At 71.5% G+C, this 16,845-nt stretch carries 15 protein-coding genes; 10 read left to right on the forward strand and 5 right to left on the reverse strand.

Annotated features, from left to right (window positions below; translation table 11 throughout):
- Nucleotides 1-156: 156 nt before the first annotated feature.
- The 3 genes from O7634_RS16525 to O7634_RS16535 are packed head-to-tail and all read right to left on the reverse strand — an operon-like array spanning nt 157 to nt 3,263.
- Nucleotides 157-1,356: a DNA-processing protein DprA gene (locus O7634_RS16525; protein ID WP_278151012.1), complete on the reverse strand. Its 1,200-nt coding sequence runs from the start codon at nt 1,354-1,356 to the stop codon at nt 157-159.
- A complete protein-coding gene (locus O7634_RS16530; protein WP_278151013.1) occupies nt 1,353-2,873 on the reverse strand; it encodes a YifB family Mg chelatase-like AAA ATPase in 1,521 nt (506 codons plus the stop codon). The genes O7634_RS16525 and O7634_RS16530 overlap by 4 nt, the downstream gene beginning before the upstream one ends.
- Nucleotides 2,874-2,903: 30 nt before the next feature.
- Nucleotides 2,904-3,263, reverse strand: coding sequence for a YraN family protein (locus tag O7634_RS16535; protein ID WP_278151014.1), 360 nt, complete (start codon nt 3,261-3,263; stop codon nt 2,904-2,906).
- Nucleotides 3,264-3,561: 298 nt separating this feature from the next.
- Here O7634_RS16535 and O7634_RS16540 point away from each other — a divergent pair, with 298 nt between their 5' ends.
- The 5 genes from O7634_RS16540 (at nt 3,562) to frr (ending at nt 8,500) form a co-directional block, all read left to right on the forward strand.
- Nucleotides 3,562-4,725, forward strand: coding sequence for a hypothetical protein (locus O7634_RS16540; RefSeq protein ID WP_278151015.1), 1,164 nt, complete (start codon nt 3,562-3,564; stop codon nt 4,723-4,725).
- A 406-nt stretch (nt 4,726-5,131) separates the two neighbouring features.
- Nucleotides 5,132-5,995: a 30S ribosomal protein S2 gene (rpsB, locus tag O7634_RS16545; RefSeq protein ID WP_278151016.1), complete on the forward strand. Its 864-nt coding sequence runs from the start codon at nt 5,132-5,134 to the stop codon at nt 5,993-5,995.
- A gap of 134 nt (nt 5,996-6,129) precedes the next feature.
- Nucleotides 6,130-6,957 carry a translation elongation factor Ts gene (gene tsf / locus O7634_RS16550; protein ID WP_278151017.1) on the forward strand — a complete coding sequence of 276 codons (828 nt, stop codon included), beginning with the start codon at nt 6,130-6,132 and terminating at the stop codon, nt 6,955-6,957.
- 161 nt (nt 6,958-7,118) lie between these two features.
- Nucleotides 7,119-7,886: a UMP kinase gene (pyrH, locus tag O7634_RS16555; protein ID WP_151490294.1), complete on the forward strand. Its 768-nt coding sequence runs from the start codon at nt 7,119-7,121 to the stop codon at nt 7,884-7,886.
- A gap of 56 nt (nt 7,887-7,942) precedes the next feature.
- On the forward strand, nt 7,943-8,500 hold the full coding sequence (gene frr / locus O7634_RS16560; protein ID WP_278151018.1) for a ribosome recycling factor: 558 nt from the start codon (nt 7,943-7,945) through the stop codon (nt 8,498-8,500).
- Nucleotides 8,501-8,552: 52 nt separating this feature from the next.
- Here frr and O7634_RS16565 read toward each other — a convergent pair whose 3' ends face one another.
- Nucleotides 8,553-8,996: a hypothetical protein gene (locus O7634_RS16565; RefSeq protein ID WP_278151019.1), complete on the reverse strand. Its 444-nt coding sequence runs from the start codon at nt 8,994-8,996 to the stop codon at nt 8,553-8,555.
- A 382-nt stretch (nt 8,997-9,378) separates the two neighbouring features.
- Here O7634_RS16565 and O7634_RS16570 point away from each other — a divergent pair, with 382 nt between their 5' ends.
- From O7634_RS16570 to O7634_RS16580, 3 genes are all read left to right on the forward strand, one after another.
- Complete coding sequence (locus O7634_RS16570; RefSeq protein WP_278151020.1) at nt 9,379-10,794, forward strand: phosphatidate cytidylyltransferase; 1,416 nt, start codon at nt 9,379-9,381, stop codon at nt 10,792-10,794.
- Nucleotides 10,795-10,898: 104 nt separating this feature from the next.
- Entirely contained in the window at nt 10,899-12,056 is a 1,158-nt protein-coding gene (gene rlmN, locus O7634_RS16575) for a 23S rRNA (adenine(2503)-C(2))-methyltransferase RlmN (protein WP_278151021.1), read from the forward strand.
- Nucleotides 12,057-12,087: 31 nt separating this feature from the next.
- Complete coding sequence (locus O7634_RS16580; RefSeq protein ID WP_278151022.1) at nt 12,088-13,269, forward strand: DivIVA domain-containing protein; 1,182 nt, start codon at nt 12,088-12,090, stop codon at nt 13,267-13,269.
- A gap of 88 nt (nt 13,270-13,357) precedes the next feature.
- On the opposite strand, the gene O7634_RS16585 is transcribed toward O7634_RS16580, so the two are convergent.
- The gene (locus O7634_RS16585; protein WP_278151023.1) at nt 13,358-13,579 is read right to left on the reverse strand and encodes a DUF2631 domain-containing protein; all 222 of its coding nucleotides are present in this window, start codon (nt 13,577-13,579) and stop codon (nt 13,358-13,360) included.
- A gap of 198 nt (nt 13,580-13,777) precedes the next feature.
- On the opposite strand from O7634_RS16585, the gene O7634_RS16590 reads away from it, so the two are divergent.
- Together O7634_RS16590 and O7634_RS16595 are read left to right on the forward strand one after the other, a co-directional pair.
- Nucleotides 13,778-15,358 carry a Rieske 2Fe-2S domain-containing protein gene (locus tag O7634_RS16590; RefSeq protein WP_278151024.1) on the forward strand — a complete coding sequence of 527 codons (1,581 nt, stop codon included), beginning with the start codon at nt 13,778-13,780 and terminating at the stop codon, nt 15,356-15,358.
- Nucleotides 15,359-15,504: 146 nt separating this feature from the next.
- Nucleotides 15,505-16,791: an IS256 family transposase gene (locus O7634_RS16595; RefSeq protein ID WP_278148195.1), complete on the forward strand. Its 1,287-nt coding sequence runs from the start codon at nt 15,505-15,507 to the stop codon at nt 16,789-16,791.
- Nucleotides 16,792-16,845 lie beyond the last annotated feature (54 nt).

The following is a 16,845-nucleotide window of genomic DNA, read 5'->3' on the forward strand; positions in this document are numbered from 1 at the left end:
GCGAGGACAGCGGACGTGACGAGACAACACAGGGTGGCGACGTGCCACGGCTTGATTGCGCCCATGATCGCGCACCGTACCGGTAGGAACGGCTGTCGTGGTGCCCGGTGACGCGCGGTGCGCCGCACGGCACGTCGTCGTCGGGGCGGGCGACGCCTACGCGCCGCCGGTTGGCCTGCGCTCGGCTTTTCCTGGCGGGGCGAGGGCGTAGCCGTCATCCCGCCGGACCACAAGGGACAGCTCCTCCAACAGCGACAGCTTGCGCAACGCGGTCCGGACGTCGACACCGGCTCGGGCGGTGAGCCGGTCGACGCCCAGCGTGCCTCGGCGCGGCAGCGCCTCCAGCAACGAACGGGCGTCGTCGTCGAGAGTGTCGGCGGCCCGCTGCGGGCCGCGCGCCACCGGGGCCAGGTCCGCCCCGATGCGGCCCACCTCCTCCAGCACGTGCGCCACACCGGTGACCAGCCGGGCCCTGGGATGGTCGCGGAGGAACTCGTGCGAGCCGACGGACATCGCCGACGTCACCGGCCCGGGCACCACCATGGTCACCCGGCCGGTGTGGATGGCCCGCCGGGCGGTCTGCGTCGCGCCGCTGCGTGCCGACGCCTCCACCAGGACGGTGCCCAGCGTGCCGCCAGCGAGCACCCGATTGCGGATCAGGAACCGGGGCCGCAGCGGCTCGGCGCCGGGTGGCCATTCGCTGACCAGCAACCCGGTGTCGGCGATCCGGTCGAAGAGCGCGGTGTTGCCCATCGGGTACGGCCGGTCGAGCCCACAGGCGAGCACCGAGACGGTCAGGCCACCCGCGTTGAGCGCGCCCCGGTGTGCGGCGGCGTCGATGCCGAACGCGCCACCGGACACGACGGTCCAGTCCCGCTCGGCCAGCCCGTACCCCAACTCGGTGGCGACGTGCTGGCCGTAACCGGTGGCGGCCCGCGCGCCGACCACCGCCACCGAGCGCTCCAGGGCCTCGCCCAGCGGCCAGCCGCCGCGCACCCAGAAGCAGAGCGGTGGGGCGGTCTCGGCGTCGACGCGGCGGCTGACGTCCGGCAGACGCAGGACCGCCAGATCGGCCACCCGGGTAGGCCACTCGTCGTCACCGGGGATGACCAGCCGAGCACCCAGCCGGTCCGCCCGGTCCAGCGCCTCGGCCGCCACCGCCCGCGCGTCAGCCGCCGCCGAGCGGGCGGCCACTGTCGTGTGCAACCAGCCGTCCGGGCTGCCGCCGTCGAGCAGCAGGTCCAGGGCCGCCACCGGACCGAGCCGTTCGACGAGTCGGTGCACCGCGCGGGTGCCCGGCTCGGCCAGCCAGGTCAGGGCGACCCGGGCCAACCGGCTGTCGTCGTCGACGCTCACGTCGCCTCCCCCGTGCGTAGTTGTGTCGCCTCCCGGACGTCCTCCCGGTCCGGCCGGTCCCGGCCGTCCAGGTCGGCGATGGTCCAGGCCATCCGGATCACCCGATCGAAGCCGCGGGCCGACAGCGAGCCACAGTCGAGTCGGCCGCGCAGCTCGCTGGTGACCGATGCGGGCAGCCGCCATGGCGGTCGCCGCAGGTGCGGACCGCCCACCTCGGCGTTGAGCCGTCGGCCCAGATCCGTCCACCGGGCGGCGGCCGCCTGCCGGGCCGCCACCACCCGGGCGGCCACCGTCGCCGACGGCTCCACGTCGTCGCCGGTCGCCATCAGCTCCGCCGCGCGCACCGGCAGGAGCCGTATCTGGACGTCGATCCGGTCGAGCAGCGGCCCGGAGAGCCGACCCAGGTAGCGGCGGCGCACGAGCGGGCTGCACTCGCAGTGCGCGTCGCCGCCCGGCTGGGCGCACGGGCACGGGTTGGCCGCCAGCACCAACTGGGTACGCGCCGGGTACCTGGTGCTGCCGCCGCTGCGACTCAACTGGACGTGACCGTCCTCCAGTGGCTGGCGCAACGCCTCCAGCGCGCCCTTGCTGAACTCGGGCGCCTCGTCGAGGAAGAGCACCCCCCGGTGCGCCAGCGACACCGCGCCGGGCCGGGCCAGACCCGAGCCGCCGCCGACGAGTGACGCCACGCTCGCGGTGTGGTGCGGTGCCTGGAACGGCGGACGCCGCAGCAACCGGACGCCCGGCGGCAGCAACCCGGCGACCGAGTGCAGCGCGGTGACCTCCAGCGCCGCCTCGTCGTCCAGCTCGGGAAGGATCGACGGCAGGCGTTGAGCGAGCATCGTCTTGCCGGCGCCCGGCGGGCCGAGCAGGGCCACGTGGTGCCCTCCGGCGGCGGCGACCTCCAGCGCGCGTCGGCCCAGCTGCTGGCCGGCGACCTCGGCGAGATCCGGCCCGTCGACCATCGGCGGCGGCTCGGCGCAGGGCGGATCGAGCAGCGGCGCGCCGTCGCGCACGAAGGCGACGAGCCGGTGCAGGCTGTCCACGGCGCGCACCCGCACCCCGGGTATGACCGCCGCCTCGGCGGCGTTGCCGACCGGGACGATCACCCGCTCGACACCCGCCTGGGCCGCGGCGGCGACCATCGGCAGCACGCCGCGCACCGGACGGACCGTCCCGTCCAGCCCCAGCTCGCCGAGGACCACCACCCCCTCCAGGGGGAGCAGCGGTAGCTCGCCGGAGCCGCCCAGCAGCGCCGCGGCGATGGCCAGGTCGAACGCCGAACCGAACTTCGGCAGCGTGGCGGGCAGCAGGTTGAGGGTGATCCGCCGGTTGGGCCAGCGCTGGCCGGAGTTGACCACGGCGGCGCGGACCCGGTCGCGGGCCTCGTGCAGGGCGGTGTCCGGCAGTCCGGAGATCACCACCGCCGGTAGGCCGACAGCCAGGTCGGCCTCCACCTCGACCAGGTGACCGGTCACCCCGACCAGCCCCACGCAGAGCACCTTCGCGTAGCTCACGGCAGGTCACCGATCCTCGGCGGGCGCATCTCAGAACGCGCCCTTGAGGTGCTCGACCTGGGCTGGACCGGCGGCGGGCAGTCGCACCGACAGCACGTCGAAGCGCACTTCCTCAGCGGTCGTGCCGGTCTCGGTCAGCCAGAGCGCGGCGAGCCCCCGGAGTCGACGTGCCTTGGCCGGCACGACCGCCTCGGCCGGGGTGCCGAAGGTGTCGCCCCGGCGGGTCTTCACCTCGCAGAAGGCGAGCACCGGCCCGTCCCACGCGATGATGTCGATCTCCCCGGCGGGACAGCGCCAGTTGCGCACGACCGGGCGTAGCCCCGCCTCGGTCAGGTGCTGGACGGCGCACCGCTCGCCGTACGCGCCAACCGCCTGGTTCCGCTTCGTCATGACCGGGACGGTGCCCGGCGGAGCGGGCTCGCCGCGACCCCGCGACCGCTCGTCTGTGGACAACCGACGTCCTGTGGACGACCGAACGATCATGCTCTCGTTGTGCTACGGCGGGCGGACCCGGCACCGGCGGTGACAGCGAGGGTGGGGCACCGGATGCCCCGGCGGGTGGGTGCCGGCGCGGAACGGCTGGGGGTGCCAGCGAGTGACGGACGGGGGTGCCAGCGCGTGACGGCAGGTGGGTGCCAGCGCGGGACGGGTCGGGCCGAGATGGCGCGGTAGCAGCCGGTCGCATACGGTGCCGGACGTGGACGGACGACGGAGCTTGCCCGAAGATCAGGAGTCGCGCTGGTACCCCGACGATCGGGGCCGCGGTTACGGCGAGTCGGATTGGCGTGGCGCGGGTGAACCGCGTTACCGGGACACCGACATCCCCGAGCAGCGTGGCGGTGACGGCGGTCGCTCCGTCGAGGACACCGGGGCCGGCCGACGCCGGGAGCCGGACTCGGGCCGCTTCGGGACCACGACCGAGCCGGACTCGGGACGCTTCGCGGCGACGACCGAGCCGGACTCCGGCCGCTTCGGGGCGGTCGACGTGAGCCGCTTCGGCACGACGACCGAGCCGGACCCTGGTCGGCTGAACACCGCCGACCCGGGTCGCTTCGGTACGCCGGAGCGGGACTCCGGGCGTTTTCCGGCCGTCGACGCGCAGTCCGGACGGTACGGTCCCAGCGAGAACGAGTCCGGACGCTTCGGCGCGGTGGATCCGCTCGGTGACGTCCGGCCGGAGGCCGACGGATACCGCGCGAGCCGGTCCCGGCGGGCGGATCGGGACCCGTCGGAGATCTCCGGTGAGCTGCCCGGCCGCCGCGCCGCCCGGGAGCCGGTCGCCGTGGAGACCCCGGCCGCGAGCGCCCCGCCGGAGGCGCTGCTCGACAGCCCGTCGGCAGCCGCCGTACCGGGTGGTGTGCTCGCCGACCCGGTCCGTCCCGCCCCGCTCGGCGGGTACCCGATCGTCGAACCGGGTCGGGGCGGTGACCCGGGTCGGGGCGGTGACACGCCACACCCGCTGGAGATGCCGACCGGCCCGATGCCGGGCATCGGCCCCCGCCCGGACCTGGCCGGTGTCGAGGCGGCGGCGTTCTCCCCGGCGGGCGACGGCGTCTACCGGACCCGCCGACCGGTGTTGGCCGTACTCTTCGCCCTGCTGGTCGTGATCTTCGAAGTTCCCGCGCTCCGGGTGCTGCTGGCCGGCGTGACCGGCGATCCGGTGGGCGCCGGGAACGTGGTGGTCGGTATCGCCCTGGTGGCCGGGTTGCCGATCTTCGCGACCGGGCTGTACGGGCTCCGCACCGGCGGTCTGGCGCTCGCCGACAGCGGTCGGGGTTGGCTGCGCCCGCCCACGGCCTACCTGACAGTGGGCCTGGTGCTCTTCGTGGCCGCCGCGCTTGCCGCCGGCTGACGCGCTCGCCGCGAGCCCGTTCCGGCTGATGATCCTCACCAAACCCAGGAAATAGTGGCCTCCGGCGACGCGGAGGCCACTATTTCCCGGAAACAGCGCGATCAACGCTTCCCGGAAACAGCGCGATCAACACGATCAAGCAGCCGGGCGATCAACAGGCCGAGCCGCCGGGCCGGAGCAGCCGCGCAGCACCCCGGGGCGGTCGGACGGGTGGGGGGCGTACACTGGCCAACTGGCGACCGCCTAGCGCGGTCGACCTCGCGTGCCCTCTTCACGAATCGTCGTGAAGCGACGGCCTCCCTGGTCCCGATCCCGATCGGGCCCACCATGGGCCGGCGACCAGGCACCAGGACGCCCGGCCACCGGTCGGGCGTGACAACCAGGGATCTTGAGGAGTACCCCAACCATGGCCGTCGTGACCATGCGCCAGCTGCTGGAGAGCGGTGTCCACTTCGGGCACCAGACCCGGCGCTGGAACCCGAAGATGAAGCGCTTCATCATGACCGAGCGCAACGGCATCTACATCATCGACCTGCGCCAGACCCTCGACTACATCGAGAAGGCGTACGAGTTCGTGCGTGGGACCGTCGCCGAGGGCGGCAGCATCCTGTTCGTCGGCACCAAGAAGCAGGCCCAGGAGGCCATCGCCGAGCAGGCGACGCGGGTGGGTCAGCCGTACGTCAACCACCGCTGGCTCGGTGGCATGCTGACCAACTTCCAGACGGTGTACAAGCGGCTCCAGCGGATGAAGGAGCTGGAGGCCCTGGGTGACCTGAGCGGCACCGCCGCCGGTTACACCAAGAAGGAGACCCTGCAGCTCTCCCGCGAGAAGATCAAGCTGACCCGCACCCTCGGTGGTCTGCGGGACATGCAGAAGCTTCCCGCCGCGGTCTGGATCGTCGACACCAAGAAGGAGCACATCGCCGTCGACGAGGCCCGCAAGCTGGGCATCCCGGTGATCGCGGTGCTGGACACCAACTGCGACCCGGACGAGGTCGACTTCCCGATCCCGGGCAACGACGACGCGATCCGCTCGGCCGAGCTGCTGACCAAGGTCGTCGCCGCCGCCGTCGCGGACGGTCTGATCGCGCGTTCCGGCCGTCGTCGGGGCACCGACGAGAAGCCCGAGGCGGGTGTCGCCAGCGACGAGCCGCTGACCGAGTGGGAGCGCGAGCTGCTCGAGCCGAAGAAGGCCGACGAGCCCACCACCCCGGAGCAGCAGCCGGCGCAGGCCGCCACCGAGCAGCCGGCGACCGCCACCGCGGAGTGATCGCACCGTCGCTGCCCCGCCGTCCGTTTTCGCGAACGGCGGGCAGCGACGGTACGCCGGGCACGATCCGCCCGGATCCGGGTAACCGGCACCTCTGACCATCCACACGCCGACTCAACACCGAAGAGAGAGCCATGTCCCAAATCACCGCCGCGGACGTCAAGAAGCTCCGCGACCTCACCGGCGCCGGCATGATGGACAGCAAGAAGGCGCTGACCGAGGCCGAGGGCGACTTCGACAAGGCCGTCGAGATCCTGCGCGTCAAGGGCGCCAAGGACGTCGGCAAGCGGGCCGGCCGCACGGCCGCCAACGGCCTGGTCGCCCACTCCGGCACGTCGCTGCTCGAGCTGAACTGCGAGACCGACTTCGTCGCCAAGACCGAGGCCTTCATCGCGCTGGCCCAGCAGCTCGTCGAGCACGGCGAGCGTTCCGGCCTGAACAGCGCCGAGGAGCTGCTCGCCTCCGAGCTGGACGGCAAGGTCGTCGCCGACCTGATCCAGGAGCAGTCCGCCAAGATCGGCGAGAAGCTGGTGCTCAACCGGTTCGCCCGCGTCGAGGGCACCACCGCTGTCTACCTGCACCGCAAGGCCCAGGACCTGCCGCCGGCCGTCGGCGTGCTGGTGTCGTACACCGGCAAGAGCGACGAGGCCGGTGACGCCGACGCCCGTGGTGTGGCCATGCAGATCGCCGCCATGCGGCCGAAGTACCTGACCCGGGACGAGGTGCCGGCCGACGTCGTCGAGTCCGAGCGGCGCATCGCCGAGCAGACCGCCCGCGAGGAGAACAAGCCCGAGGCGGCCCTGCCGAAGATCGTCGAGGGTCGGGTGAACTCCTTCTTCAAGGACTACGTCCTGATCGAGCAGGCGTCGGTGGCCGACAACAAGAAGTCGGTGAAGCAGGTGCTGGCCGAGGCCGGCATCGAGGTCACCCGCTTCGTCCGGTTCGAGGTCGGCCAGGCCTGAGCCGTGACCGGGCGCCCTCGGCGCCCGTGGGCAGAGGACGTCAACGAGGAGGCCGCCGGTGTACGTGACAGGCACCGCGGCCTCCTCGTCACATAGGGTCGGCAGCGGCAGGTTCGCGGTACGCGCCGCACGGTGCGTGCGCGTGGGGAAGGGCGGGGCGGATGACGCAGGTTGTGAGTGACCGGACGCTGGCGGTGGACGACCCGACGGCACCGCCGCCGGGGCGTGCCCGCCGGGTGGTGCTCAAGCTCTCCGGCGAGGTGTTCGGTGGCGGCGCGATCGGCGTCGACCCGGATGTCGTCCAGGCCATCGCCCGGCAGATCGCGACGGTGGTGCGTCGGGGAGTGCAGGTCTCCGTGGTGGTCGGCGGTGGCAACTTCTTCCGAGGCGCGGAGTTGCAGAAGCGCGGGATGGACCGGGCCCGCGCCGACTACATGGGCATGCTCGGCACCGTGATGAACTGCCTGGCCCTCCAGGACTTCCTGGAGAAGGAGGGCATCGAGACCCGGGTGCAGAGCGCCATCACCATGGCCCAGGTCGCCGAACCGTACATCCCGCTGCGCGCGATCCGGCACCTGGAGAAGGGGCGGGTGGTCATCTTCGGCGCCGGTGCCGGGATGCCGTACTTCTCCACCGACACGGTGGCCGCCCAGCGGGCGCTGGAGATCCGGGCCGACGTGGTGCTGATGAGCAAGAACGGCGTGGACGGCGTCTACACCGCCGACCCGCGGATCGACCCGACCGCCAGCAAACTCGACTCGATCACCTTCTCCGAGGTGCTGCGCCGCAACCTGCGGGTGGCCGACGCGGCGGCGTTCAGCCTCTGCATGGAGAACGGCCTGCCGATGCTGGTCTTCGGCGCGCAGGGTGACGACACCATCATCCGCGCGGTGGGTGGCGACAAGATCGGCACCCTGATCACCGCCTGAGCCGTGACGACTTTCCGCAGAGCCCACGACGAGCACAGAAGGAGGCGAGGAGACCGGTGATCGACGACACCCTCCTCGAGGCCGAGGAAAAGATGGAGCGTGCGGTCGAGCACGCCAAGGAGGAGTTCGGCGCCATCCGCACCGGTCGCGCCAACCCCGCCATGTTCTCCAAGGTCATCATCGACTACTACGGCACGCCCACGCCGTTGACGCAGATGGCGTCCATCGCGATCCCCGAGCCGCGGATGGCGATCATCAAGCCGTACGACAACTCGCAGATCAATGCGATGGAGAAGGCGATCCGCGACTCGGACCTCGGGGTGAACCCGAACAACGAGGGCACCCAGCTGCGCATTCTGCTCCCGCAGATGACCGAGGAGCGGCGCCGCGACATGATCAAGGTGGCCCGGCACAAGGGCGAGGAGGCCAAGGTCGCCATCCGCAACGTCCGTCGCCGGGGCAAGGAAGAGCTGGACCGCATCGTCAAGGGCGGCGAGGCTGGCGAGGACGAGGGTCGCCGCGCCGAGAAGGAACTCGACGACCTGACCCAGCGCTACGTGGCCAACGTCGACGACCTGGTCAAGCACAAGGAGACCGAGCTGCTCGAGGTGTGAGCCCTGCTCCGAGGCCCGTTCCCGACGTCGGGAACGGGCCTCGTGTCGTCGGTCAGCAGGGGATCCAGACCGTCCTGGTGCTCTCCGCGAACTGCTCGCCGGTGTCCCAGTCCCGCAGCGCGAAACGGGCGGTTGCCCGGCCGGGGTGCAGCGCCGGAGTGATGCGGGCGAACGCCATCGAGAGTTCGACGGTGCCGCCGTCACAGACGATCTCGCCGGCGCCGTGTCCTCCGGTGGCCCAGAGGGTCGGCAGGCCGTCCTGCACCAGCGACGCCGACATCAGGACGATGCCGGCGGGGCAGTTGCGGGCGGTGGCGGTGACCGCCGTGGCCGGGTACGTCACCCCCGGTTCGCCGACGGGCGGCTCGAACGGGAACAGCTCGCTGGCGTGGCGGTCGATGGTGATCTGGGTCTGGGTCGCGCTGGCGGCGGCCGGCGCCGCCGCGGTCAGGACCATGGCGGCCGCGGTCAGCACCGCCACACCGAACTTGTACATGTGAGTGCCCTTCCCCCGTTCGGACGCGCCGGCGGGTGCCCGCGCCCCATCAGCGGACCACGCCCGCGGTCGCCGCTCAGTAGTCGATCGAGCACCGGGCGAGTCGGATCGACGGCAGCGGATCGCCTGCGGGGTGTCGTACCGGATGGGTGTGCGTCGCCGGCCGCGGCCTGGCGGCGGGGGGTGGCGTCGGTCCGTGTGCCTCGTCCGCCGTGCCGGTGCGGTGTGTGCAGTAGGCTCGGCAGGATTCCCGGCCACCGGGCGGTGCGCACCGGGGATCGACCGACCGTTGCGGCGGTCAATCGGAGGAAACATCGCACGTGTAGGGGATGCTTGTGGTCTTGCGTCATGTGGTGGTTCTCGTGCCGCGTCGCGGTGCGTGATGGGCCACCCCGACCCCTACGGCAGCGAGCCTCGCGGCTGGGACCGGCCGGAGCGCCCGGCGGCACTGCCCTGGCCCGACCAGGATCTGGATGCCGGCCACTGGGGCCGCCGTCCGGCCGCCGGCCCCGAACTGCACACCCGGCCGTACGCCGACACGCACCCCGGGTACGACGAGCCGGGCCGGCCGGTCCGGCCGGACGACCGGGACCGGCGTGGCCGGTTCGACGACCGCGACCGGTACGAGGATGACCGCAACCGCCCGGACCGGTACGACGACCGGGGGCGTGCTGGCCGGTACGTCGAGCGTCCTCCCGTCGACGGCGACGGGCCGGGCCGTTTCGACGATCCGGAACGCGGGCGCTTCGACGGGCCGGCCCGTTTCGACGGCTCGGAGGGCGGGCGCTTCGACGGTCCGGGCCGTTTCGACGGCTCGGAGGAGTTGCCGCCGGCCCACGTCGACGACCCGGGCTACCCGACCGAGCAGCTCACCCCCGTCCGGGACGAGGTGACGCCGGACGAGCCGCCGACGAGTGGTCGGCGGCCGAAGGGTCGGCGTCGGGCCAGCCTCGACCGGCCGGCCACCCAGCAGGCGAGCACCGGCCGGGCCGGCCGCAACCTTCCGATGGCGATCGGTGTCGGGCTCGCCCTCGGCGCGCTGATCGTGGTGCCGCTGGCGTTCTATCCGCTGGCGTTCCTGCCGGTGATCGCCGGGGCGGTCGCCATCGGCAGCTGGGAGATGGCCCGCGCGGTGCGCCGCAGCGGGGCCCACCCGCCACTGGTGCCGCTGATCGCCGGTGGCGTGCTGACAGTGGGCCTGGCCTGGTTCGCCGGCCCCGACGCGCTCAGTCTGGGCCTGCTCGTCACGGTGCTCGGCACGATGATCTGGCGGTTGGGCGACGGACCTGCCGGCTTCCAGCGGGACCTCACCGCCGCCACCCTGATCGCCGTTTACGTGCCGTTCCTCGCCGGTTTCGCGGCGCTGTTGGCGGCCGCGCCCGACGACGGCCCGCTGCGCATCCTCGCCACCCTGGTCGCCGTGGTCCTCTCCGACACCGGCGGGTACGCGGCCGGCGTCTCGTTCGGCAAACATCCGATGGCGCCGGCGATCAGTCCGAAGAAGTCCTGGGAGGGCTTCGCCGGCTCGGTCACCGCGGCGGCCCTGGGCAGTGCCCTGCTGCTGTGGCTGCTGCTCGACGTGGCTCCCTGGTGGGGGGCGCTGTTCGGGGTGGCCGTCTCCTGCGCGGCGGTCCTCGGTGACCTGGCCGAGTCCATGATCAAGCGGGATCTCGGTGTCAAGGACATGAGCAACCTGCTGCCCGGTCACGGCGGTCTGATGGACCGACTCGACTCGATCCTGTTCGCGGTGCCGACGGCCTACCTGTTGCTGGCGATCTTCGTGCCGGTGGTGGGGTGAGGCATGGATCACCACGTTCCGGCCTTGCACCTCCGGCGGTCCCGGCCCGTCCGACACCTCCGGACCGGCATCAGCCGCCGTCGGCGTGCCACACTGGACCAGCCATGACGAGCCTGCCCCTGATCCCCGCCATCTCGGACGCCCCCACCGCGCGCCGAGCCTCCATGCCCCCGCAGCACCTCGCTGACCTGGACCTGGCCGGCCGCCAGGCGCTGGTCACCGGGCTGGGCGAGCCTGCCTTCCGCGCCAAGCAGGTTTCCAACCACTACTTCGGGCGGCTGGTCCGGGACCCGCAGGCGATGACCGACCTGCCCGCGGCGACCCGTGAGCGGCTGGCCGAGCGGTTGCTGCCCACGCTGCTGAACCCGGTGCGTGAGCTGGCCTGCGACGACGGCGCCACCCGCAAGGCGCTGTGGAAGCTGCACGACGGCGCGCTGGTGGAGAGCGTGCTGATGGGTTACCCGGACCGGGTGACCGTCTGCATCTCCAGCCAGGCCGGCTGCGGCATGGCCTGCCCGTTCTGCGCCACCGGCCAGGCCGGGCTGACCCGCAACCTCTCGACCGCCGAGATCGTCGACCAGGCGGTCTACCTGGCCGGGGTGGCGGCCTCCGGGGCCGTCGCCGGTTCCCCGCCGCGACTGTCGCACGTCGTCTTCATGGGCATGGGCGAGCCGCTGGCCAACTACAGCCGGGTGGTGGCGGCGATCCGCCGCCTGGTCAGCCCGGCTCCGGAAGGGCTCGGCCTGTCCCAGCGGCACATCACCGTTTCCACGGTCGGCCTGGTTCCGGCCATCCACCGACTGGCCAGCGAAGACCTCTCTGTGACCCTTGCGCTGTCGTTGCACGCGCCTGATGATGATCTGCGCGACGAACTCGTGCCGGTCAACCAGCGCTGGAAGGTAGCCGAGGTGCTGGACGCAGCGTGGGAATACGCCGCCCGGACGGGCCGTCGCGTGTCGATCGAGTACGCGATGATCAAGGACGTGAACGACCAGCCGTGGCGAGCCGATCTGCTCGGCCGGCTGCTGGCCGGCAAGTTGGCCCACGTGAACCTCATCCCGCTCAATCCGACGCCGGGCAGCCGCTGGGACGCGAGCCCGAAGCCGGTCGAGCGGGAGTTCGTCCGGCGGTTGCGCGACGCCGGAGTGTCCACCACGGTGCGGGACACTCGAGGTCGCGAGATCGACGGCGCGTGTGGCCAGCTCGCCGCCGCCGAGGACAACGACACCAACACCGACCGCGCCGGAGAGGCACCGGCGTGACCGGGCGTGGCGAACGAGACCAGGAGACATAGTGGCGAGTCAGGGTCAGCGTTTCCGGCGCAAGGCGCTCCGCCGGGGATACAAGGTCGACGAGGTGGATGCCTTCCTCGACCGGGTCGAGGCGACGCTCGACGGCCGGCAGGTTGGCGCGCCGGTGGCCTCGCAGGAGGTCCACGACGTTGTCTTCCGGGTCCGCTTCAACGGTTACGACGAGTGGCAGGTCGACCTGCACCTGGACCGGGTCGAGCGACAGCTGGCCGAGCTGGAGGAGCGCAACAGCGCCGGGCGCGGTGGCGACCCCCGGATGGTTGACCGGATGGGCCCACCGGACCGGATGGGCCCACCGATGCGCGACGACAGGGGCATGGTCCCGCAGCCGATGCCGCCCCGGCCGATGCCGGCGCAGGCCGGGCCGCCCGCCGACCGCTACGGCCGCTACGACGAGCCGACCGGCGCCTTCGCCGGTGGGTACGACGGTCCCCGCGGTGGTTACGACGCGCCGCGCGGCCCGGCCGGCCCCGGCCCGATGGGGCCGGGCGGCCCGATGGGTCCCGGCCCGATGGCGGGCCAGGGCCTTCCGCCGCGCGGCCTGCCCGCCGGCCCCAGCGCGTACGGCCCGGACGACCGTTCGCCCGGTGGGTACGGCCCGGACGACCAGCGTGGTGGGTACGGCCCTGACGACCAGCGCTCGCCCGGTGGTTACCCGCCCCCGCCGGACGAGTCACGCTTCGACGGCTTCGAGGCCGGACGGCACGGCCGCGCCGACATGACCGCCGAGATCCGGATGCCGGAGCGGGACCTGCGCGACATGCGCCGTGGCCCGGCCGGTCCCCCTCCGCTTCCGCAGCAGGGCATGGGTGGCCCGCCGATGGCTGGCCCACCCGCCGTGGCCGGTCCGCCGATGGGCGGCCCTCCGATGGGCGGGCCCCCGATGGGTGGCCCGCCGATGGCCGGCCCGCCCGGCAGCGACCTCTACCGGGTCGACCAGATCCGCCGTAGCTTCCAGGTGCGCCGGTTCGGCAGCGGGTACGACCCCGACCAGGTGGACCGGTTCTTCGAGAGCCTGCTCGGCGGCATGCAGCGCCGTAACCCGATGCCGGTCGACCCGAAGGACCTGGACACGCTCCGGTTCGGCCTGGTCCCCGGCGGCTACTTCGAGGCCGAGGTCGACGCCGCGCTCAAGGACGTCCAGGACATCCTCTTCGGGCGCTGACCCGAGGCGTACGGACGAGGGCCCGTCCCCCGGGTGGGGGCGGGCCCTCGGCGTACGTCGGCCGGTCGTCCGGCGGTGGGGGATGGGCTCAGGAGCGCAGGCCGCTGCGGCGCAGCACGACATCGCCGATCACGATGATCAGCAGCAGCGCGGCCAGGCCGATCAGCCAGATGTCCTCGACCCTGCCCTCGTGGTTGCCGCAGATCATCGCCAGCAGCGCCAGTGCGGACAGCACAGCGCCGATCTGCCCGGCCCTGCGGTGCCCGGGCTTGTGCTGGTCTGGCGACGTTACCGGCTCGCTTCCTGCCACTGTCGGTCCTTCCCTCGCGATCGGATCTTTGGTTAGTCTGGCACGCCTCGTGCTCGGCGCGGTCGGGTGGGGGTTTCCCGACCACCGGTGCCGCCCACCTCGGGCTGGATGCCACTACCGGCGTCGCGGGGCAAGGGTCGGACCCACTCCGGTAGCGTTTGGCGTACACCTGATTGTCTGTTTGAGGGGGACTGTGCGGTGCGAGTGACCGGAACCGGGCACGCCAGCATGCGGATCGACACGGCCGCGGGCAGCATCCTGTGCGACCCGTGGGTCAACCCGGCCTACTTCGCGTCCTGGTTCCCGTTCCCGGACAACTCCCTGCTCGACTGGGAGAGCCTGGGCCAGGTCGACTACCTGTACGTCTCCCACCTGCACCGCGACCACTTCGACGCGAAGCACCTGCGGGACCACATCTCGAAGGACGCCACCGTCCTGCTCCCCGAGTTCCCCACCTCGGAGATGGAGGACGAGTTCCGGGCGCTGGGCTTCACCAAGTTCCTGAAGGCTCCCAACGAGCAGGTGGTGGAGCTGCCCGGCGGCCTGAAGATCATGATTCAGGCGTTGACCAGCCCGACCGACGGGCCGATCGGCGACTCCTCGCTCTGGGTCGAGTACGACGGGGTGCGGCTGCTCAACCAGAACGACGCCCGCCCCACCGACCTGAGCGCCTTCGCCGAGTTGGGGCACGTGCACGCGCACCTGCTGCAGTTCTCCGGGGCGATCTGGTACCCGATGGTCTACGAGTTGCCGCAGGCGGCCAAGACGGCCTTCGGCAAGCAGAAGCGGGACCGGCAGTTCGACCGGACCTGGCGCTACATCGACGACCTGAAGGCCGACCACGTCTTCCCGATCGCCGGTCCGCCGTGCTTCCTCGACGACGCGCTGTGGCAGTTCAACGACATCCACGGCGACGAGGGCAACATCTTCCCCGACCAGTCCGTGTTCCTGTCCGAGTATGCGAAGGTCGGCGGCACCAACGGCATCGTGCTGCTGCCGGGCAGCGTCGCCGAGGTCACCACCGAGGGGGCGACCACCACGCACCCGGTGCCGGTGGAGGAGTTCTTCGCGAACAAGGTCACCCACCTGGAGGAGATGCGGGAGCGCAAGCGCCCGATCATCGAGGCGGAGAAGGCGTCCTGGCGGCACCCCGAGGTGGACGTGCTCGGCGAGATGAAGCGCCGCATCGAGCCGCTGCTCGACGAGTCGATCTACCTGGCCAAGGGCGTCGGCGGCCCGGTCCGGTTCGACCTGGTGGGCTACGACGGCGAGAGCGTCGAGTCGATCGTGGTGGACTTCCCCGGCAAGGAGGTCCGGCCGTACGCGGACGAGAAGGTGCGCTACCGGTTCCGTACCGAGCGGTCGCTGATCGAGCACCTGCTCTTCATCGACGAGGTGGACTGGGTCAACTCGCTGTTCCTGTCCTGCCGGTTCTCGGCGGCCCGGATCGGCCAGTACAACGAGTTCGTCTACGCGTTCTTCAAGTGCCTCTCCGAGGAGCGGCTCCAGTACGCCGAGGGCTGGTACGACGAGCACGAGCGCAGCACCGACGCCGAGGACATCACGCTCGGCGACTGGGTGGTCCAGCGCCGCTGCCCGCACCTGAAGGCGGACCTGACCCGCTTCGGCATCGTCGAGGGTGACCAGCTCACCTGCCAGCTACACGGGTGGCGCTTCGACCTGCCCAGCGGTCGCTGCCTCACCAGCGTCGGCCACAAGGTCCGCGCCCACCGCGTGGACGCGGAAACCCCCGCCCCCGCCGGCGAAGCAGCAATCTAACCCCCACCCCCACCCACCCCCACCCCCACCCCACCCCACCCCACCAGGCCCACCCTGTTGATCATGAAGTTATGACGGGAGTGTGGGTCTAAGGGTGTTTCCGGCCTGACCTGCCGGGCGTTGTGCCTGGTGAGGAGGGTGCCGTGATGACCGCGACGCTGAACGAGCAGACCGGACGCAGGAAGCGGCCCGAGCCGTCGGCGGAGGCGAAAGCCGCCGCCGAGCTGGTTCGGGCCGCAAAGGAGCAAGGGCTGTCGTTGACCGGCCCGGACGGGCTGCTCAAGCAGTTGACCAAGACGGTCCTGGAGACTGCGCTGAACGAGGAGATGACCGAGCACCTCGGCTACGAGAAACACGACCAGGCCGGGGCGGGGTCGGGCAACATCCGTAACGGAACCCGGTCGAAGACCGTGTTGACCGAGGCCAACGGTCCGGTGCAGATCGACGTGCCGCGGGACCGGGCTGGCACGTTCGAGCCGCAGATCGTGCGCAAGCGGCAGCGCCGCCTGTCCGGGGTCGACGAGGTCGTGTTGTCGCTGTATGCCAAAGGGCTCACGACCGGGGAGATCTCGGCGCACTTCGCCGAGATCTACGGGGCTTCGGTGTCGAAGGAGACGATTTCGCGGATCACCGACAAGGTGATCGAGGAGATGACCGACTGGTCCCACCGGCCCTTGGACGAGATCTACGCGGCGGTGTTCATCGACGCGATCGTGGTCAAGGTCCGCGATGGGCAGGTCGCCAACCGGCCGTTCTACGCCGCGATCGGGGTCACCCTCGACGGTGATAAGGACATCCTCGGGCTGTGGGCCGGCGCCGGCGGTGAGGGCGCGAAGTTCTGGATGAGTGTGTTGACCGACCTGCGCAACCGGGGCGTCAAGGACGTGTTCTTCCTGGTCTGCGACGGCCTCAAAGGGCTGCCGGAGGTGGTCACGAACGTGTGGCCCCGAACGGTGGTGCAGACCTGCATCATCCATCTGATCCGCAACACGTTCCGGCTCACGTCCCGCCGCTACTGGGATGAGCTCAAGCGGGACATCAAGCCGATCTATACCGCCGTGAACGCTGACGCGGCCAAGGCCGCGTTCGACGACCTCGCGGAGAAGTGGGGCGGCCGGTATCCGGCGGTGATTCGGCTCTGGGACAACGCCTGGGCCGAGTTCATTCCGTTCCTCGACTACGACCTGGAGATCCGCAAGGTCATCTGCTCCACGAACGCGATCGAGTCGCTCAACGCCCGCTACCGGCGGGCCGTGAAGGCCCGTGGCCACTTCCCCAACGAACAGGCCGCGTTGAAGTGTCTGTACCTGGTGACCCGATCCCTGGACCCCACCGGAGCAGGCAGAACCCGATGGACGATGCGCTGGAAACCCGCGTTGAACGCCTTCGCCATCACCTTCAGCGACCGCTTCCCAGCCGCTGAAACCTACTAACCAAGATCGCCGGAAACACCGTTAGCGAGACAGCCCCGTTATGACCCACTACGA

Origin of the sequence: Micromonospora sp. WMMD1120, from assembly GCF_029626235.1 — a bacterium.
In the GTDB taxonomy this organism is placed as follows: domain Bacteria; phylum Actinomycetota; class Actinomycetes; order Mycobacteriales; family Micromonosporaceae; genus Micromonospora.

Bases quoted from the DNA above. Each gene is read 5' to 3' on its own strand.
- tsf (WP_278151017.1), top strand. From the start codon at position 6,130: ATGTCCCAAATCACCGCCGCGGACGTCAAGAAGCTCCGCGACCTCACC.
- O7634_RS16570 (WP_278151020.1), top strand. From the start codon at position 9,379: ATGGGCCACCCCGACCCCTACGGCAGCGAGCCTCGCGGCTGGGACCGG.
- pyrH (WP_151490294.1), top strand. From the start codon at position 7,119: ATGACGCAGGTTGTGAGTGACCGGACGCTGGCGGTGGACGACCCGACG.
- O7634_RS16535 (WP_278151014.1), bottom strand. From the start codon at position 3,263: ATGACGAAGCGGAACCAGGCGGTTGGCGCGTACGGCGAGCGGTGCGCC.
- O7634_RS16565 (WP_278151019.1), bottom strand. From the start codon at position 8,996: ATGTACAAGTTCGGTGTGGCGGTGCTGACCGCGGCCGCCATGGTCCTG.
- O7634_RS16595 (WP_278148195.1), top strand. From the start codon at position 15,505: ATGACCGCGACGCTGAACGAGCAGACCGGACGCAGGAAGCGGCCCGAG.
- rlmN (WP_278151021.1), top strand. From the start codon at position 10,899: ATGACGAGCCTGCCCCTGATCCCCGCCATCTCGGACGCCCCCACCGCG.
- rpsB (WP_278151016.1), top strand. From the start codon at position 5,132: ATGGCCGTCGTGACCATGCGCCAGCTGCTGGAGAGCGGTGTCCACTTC.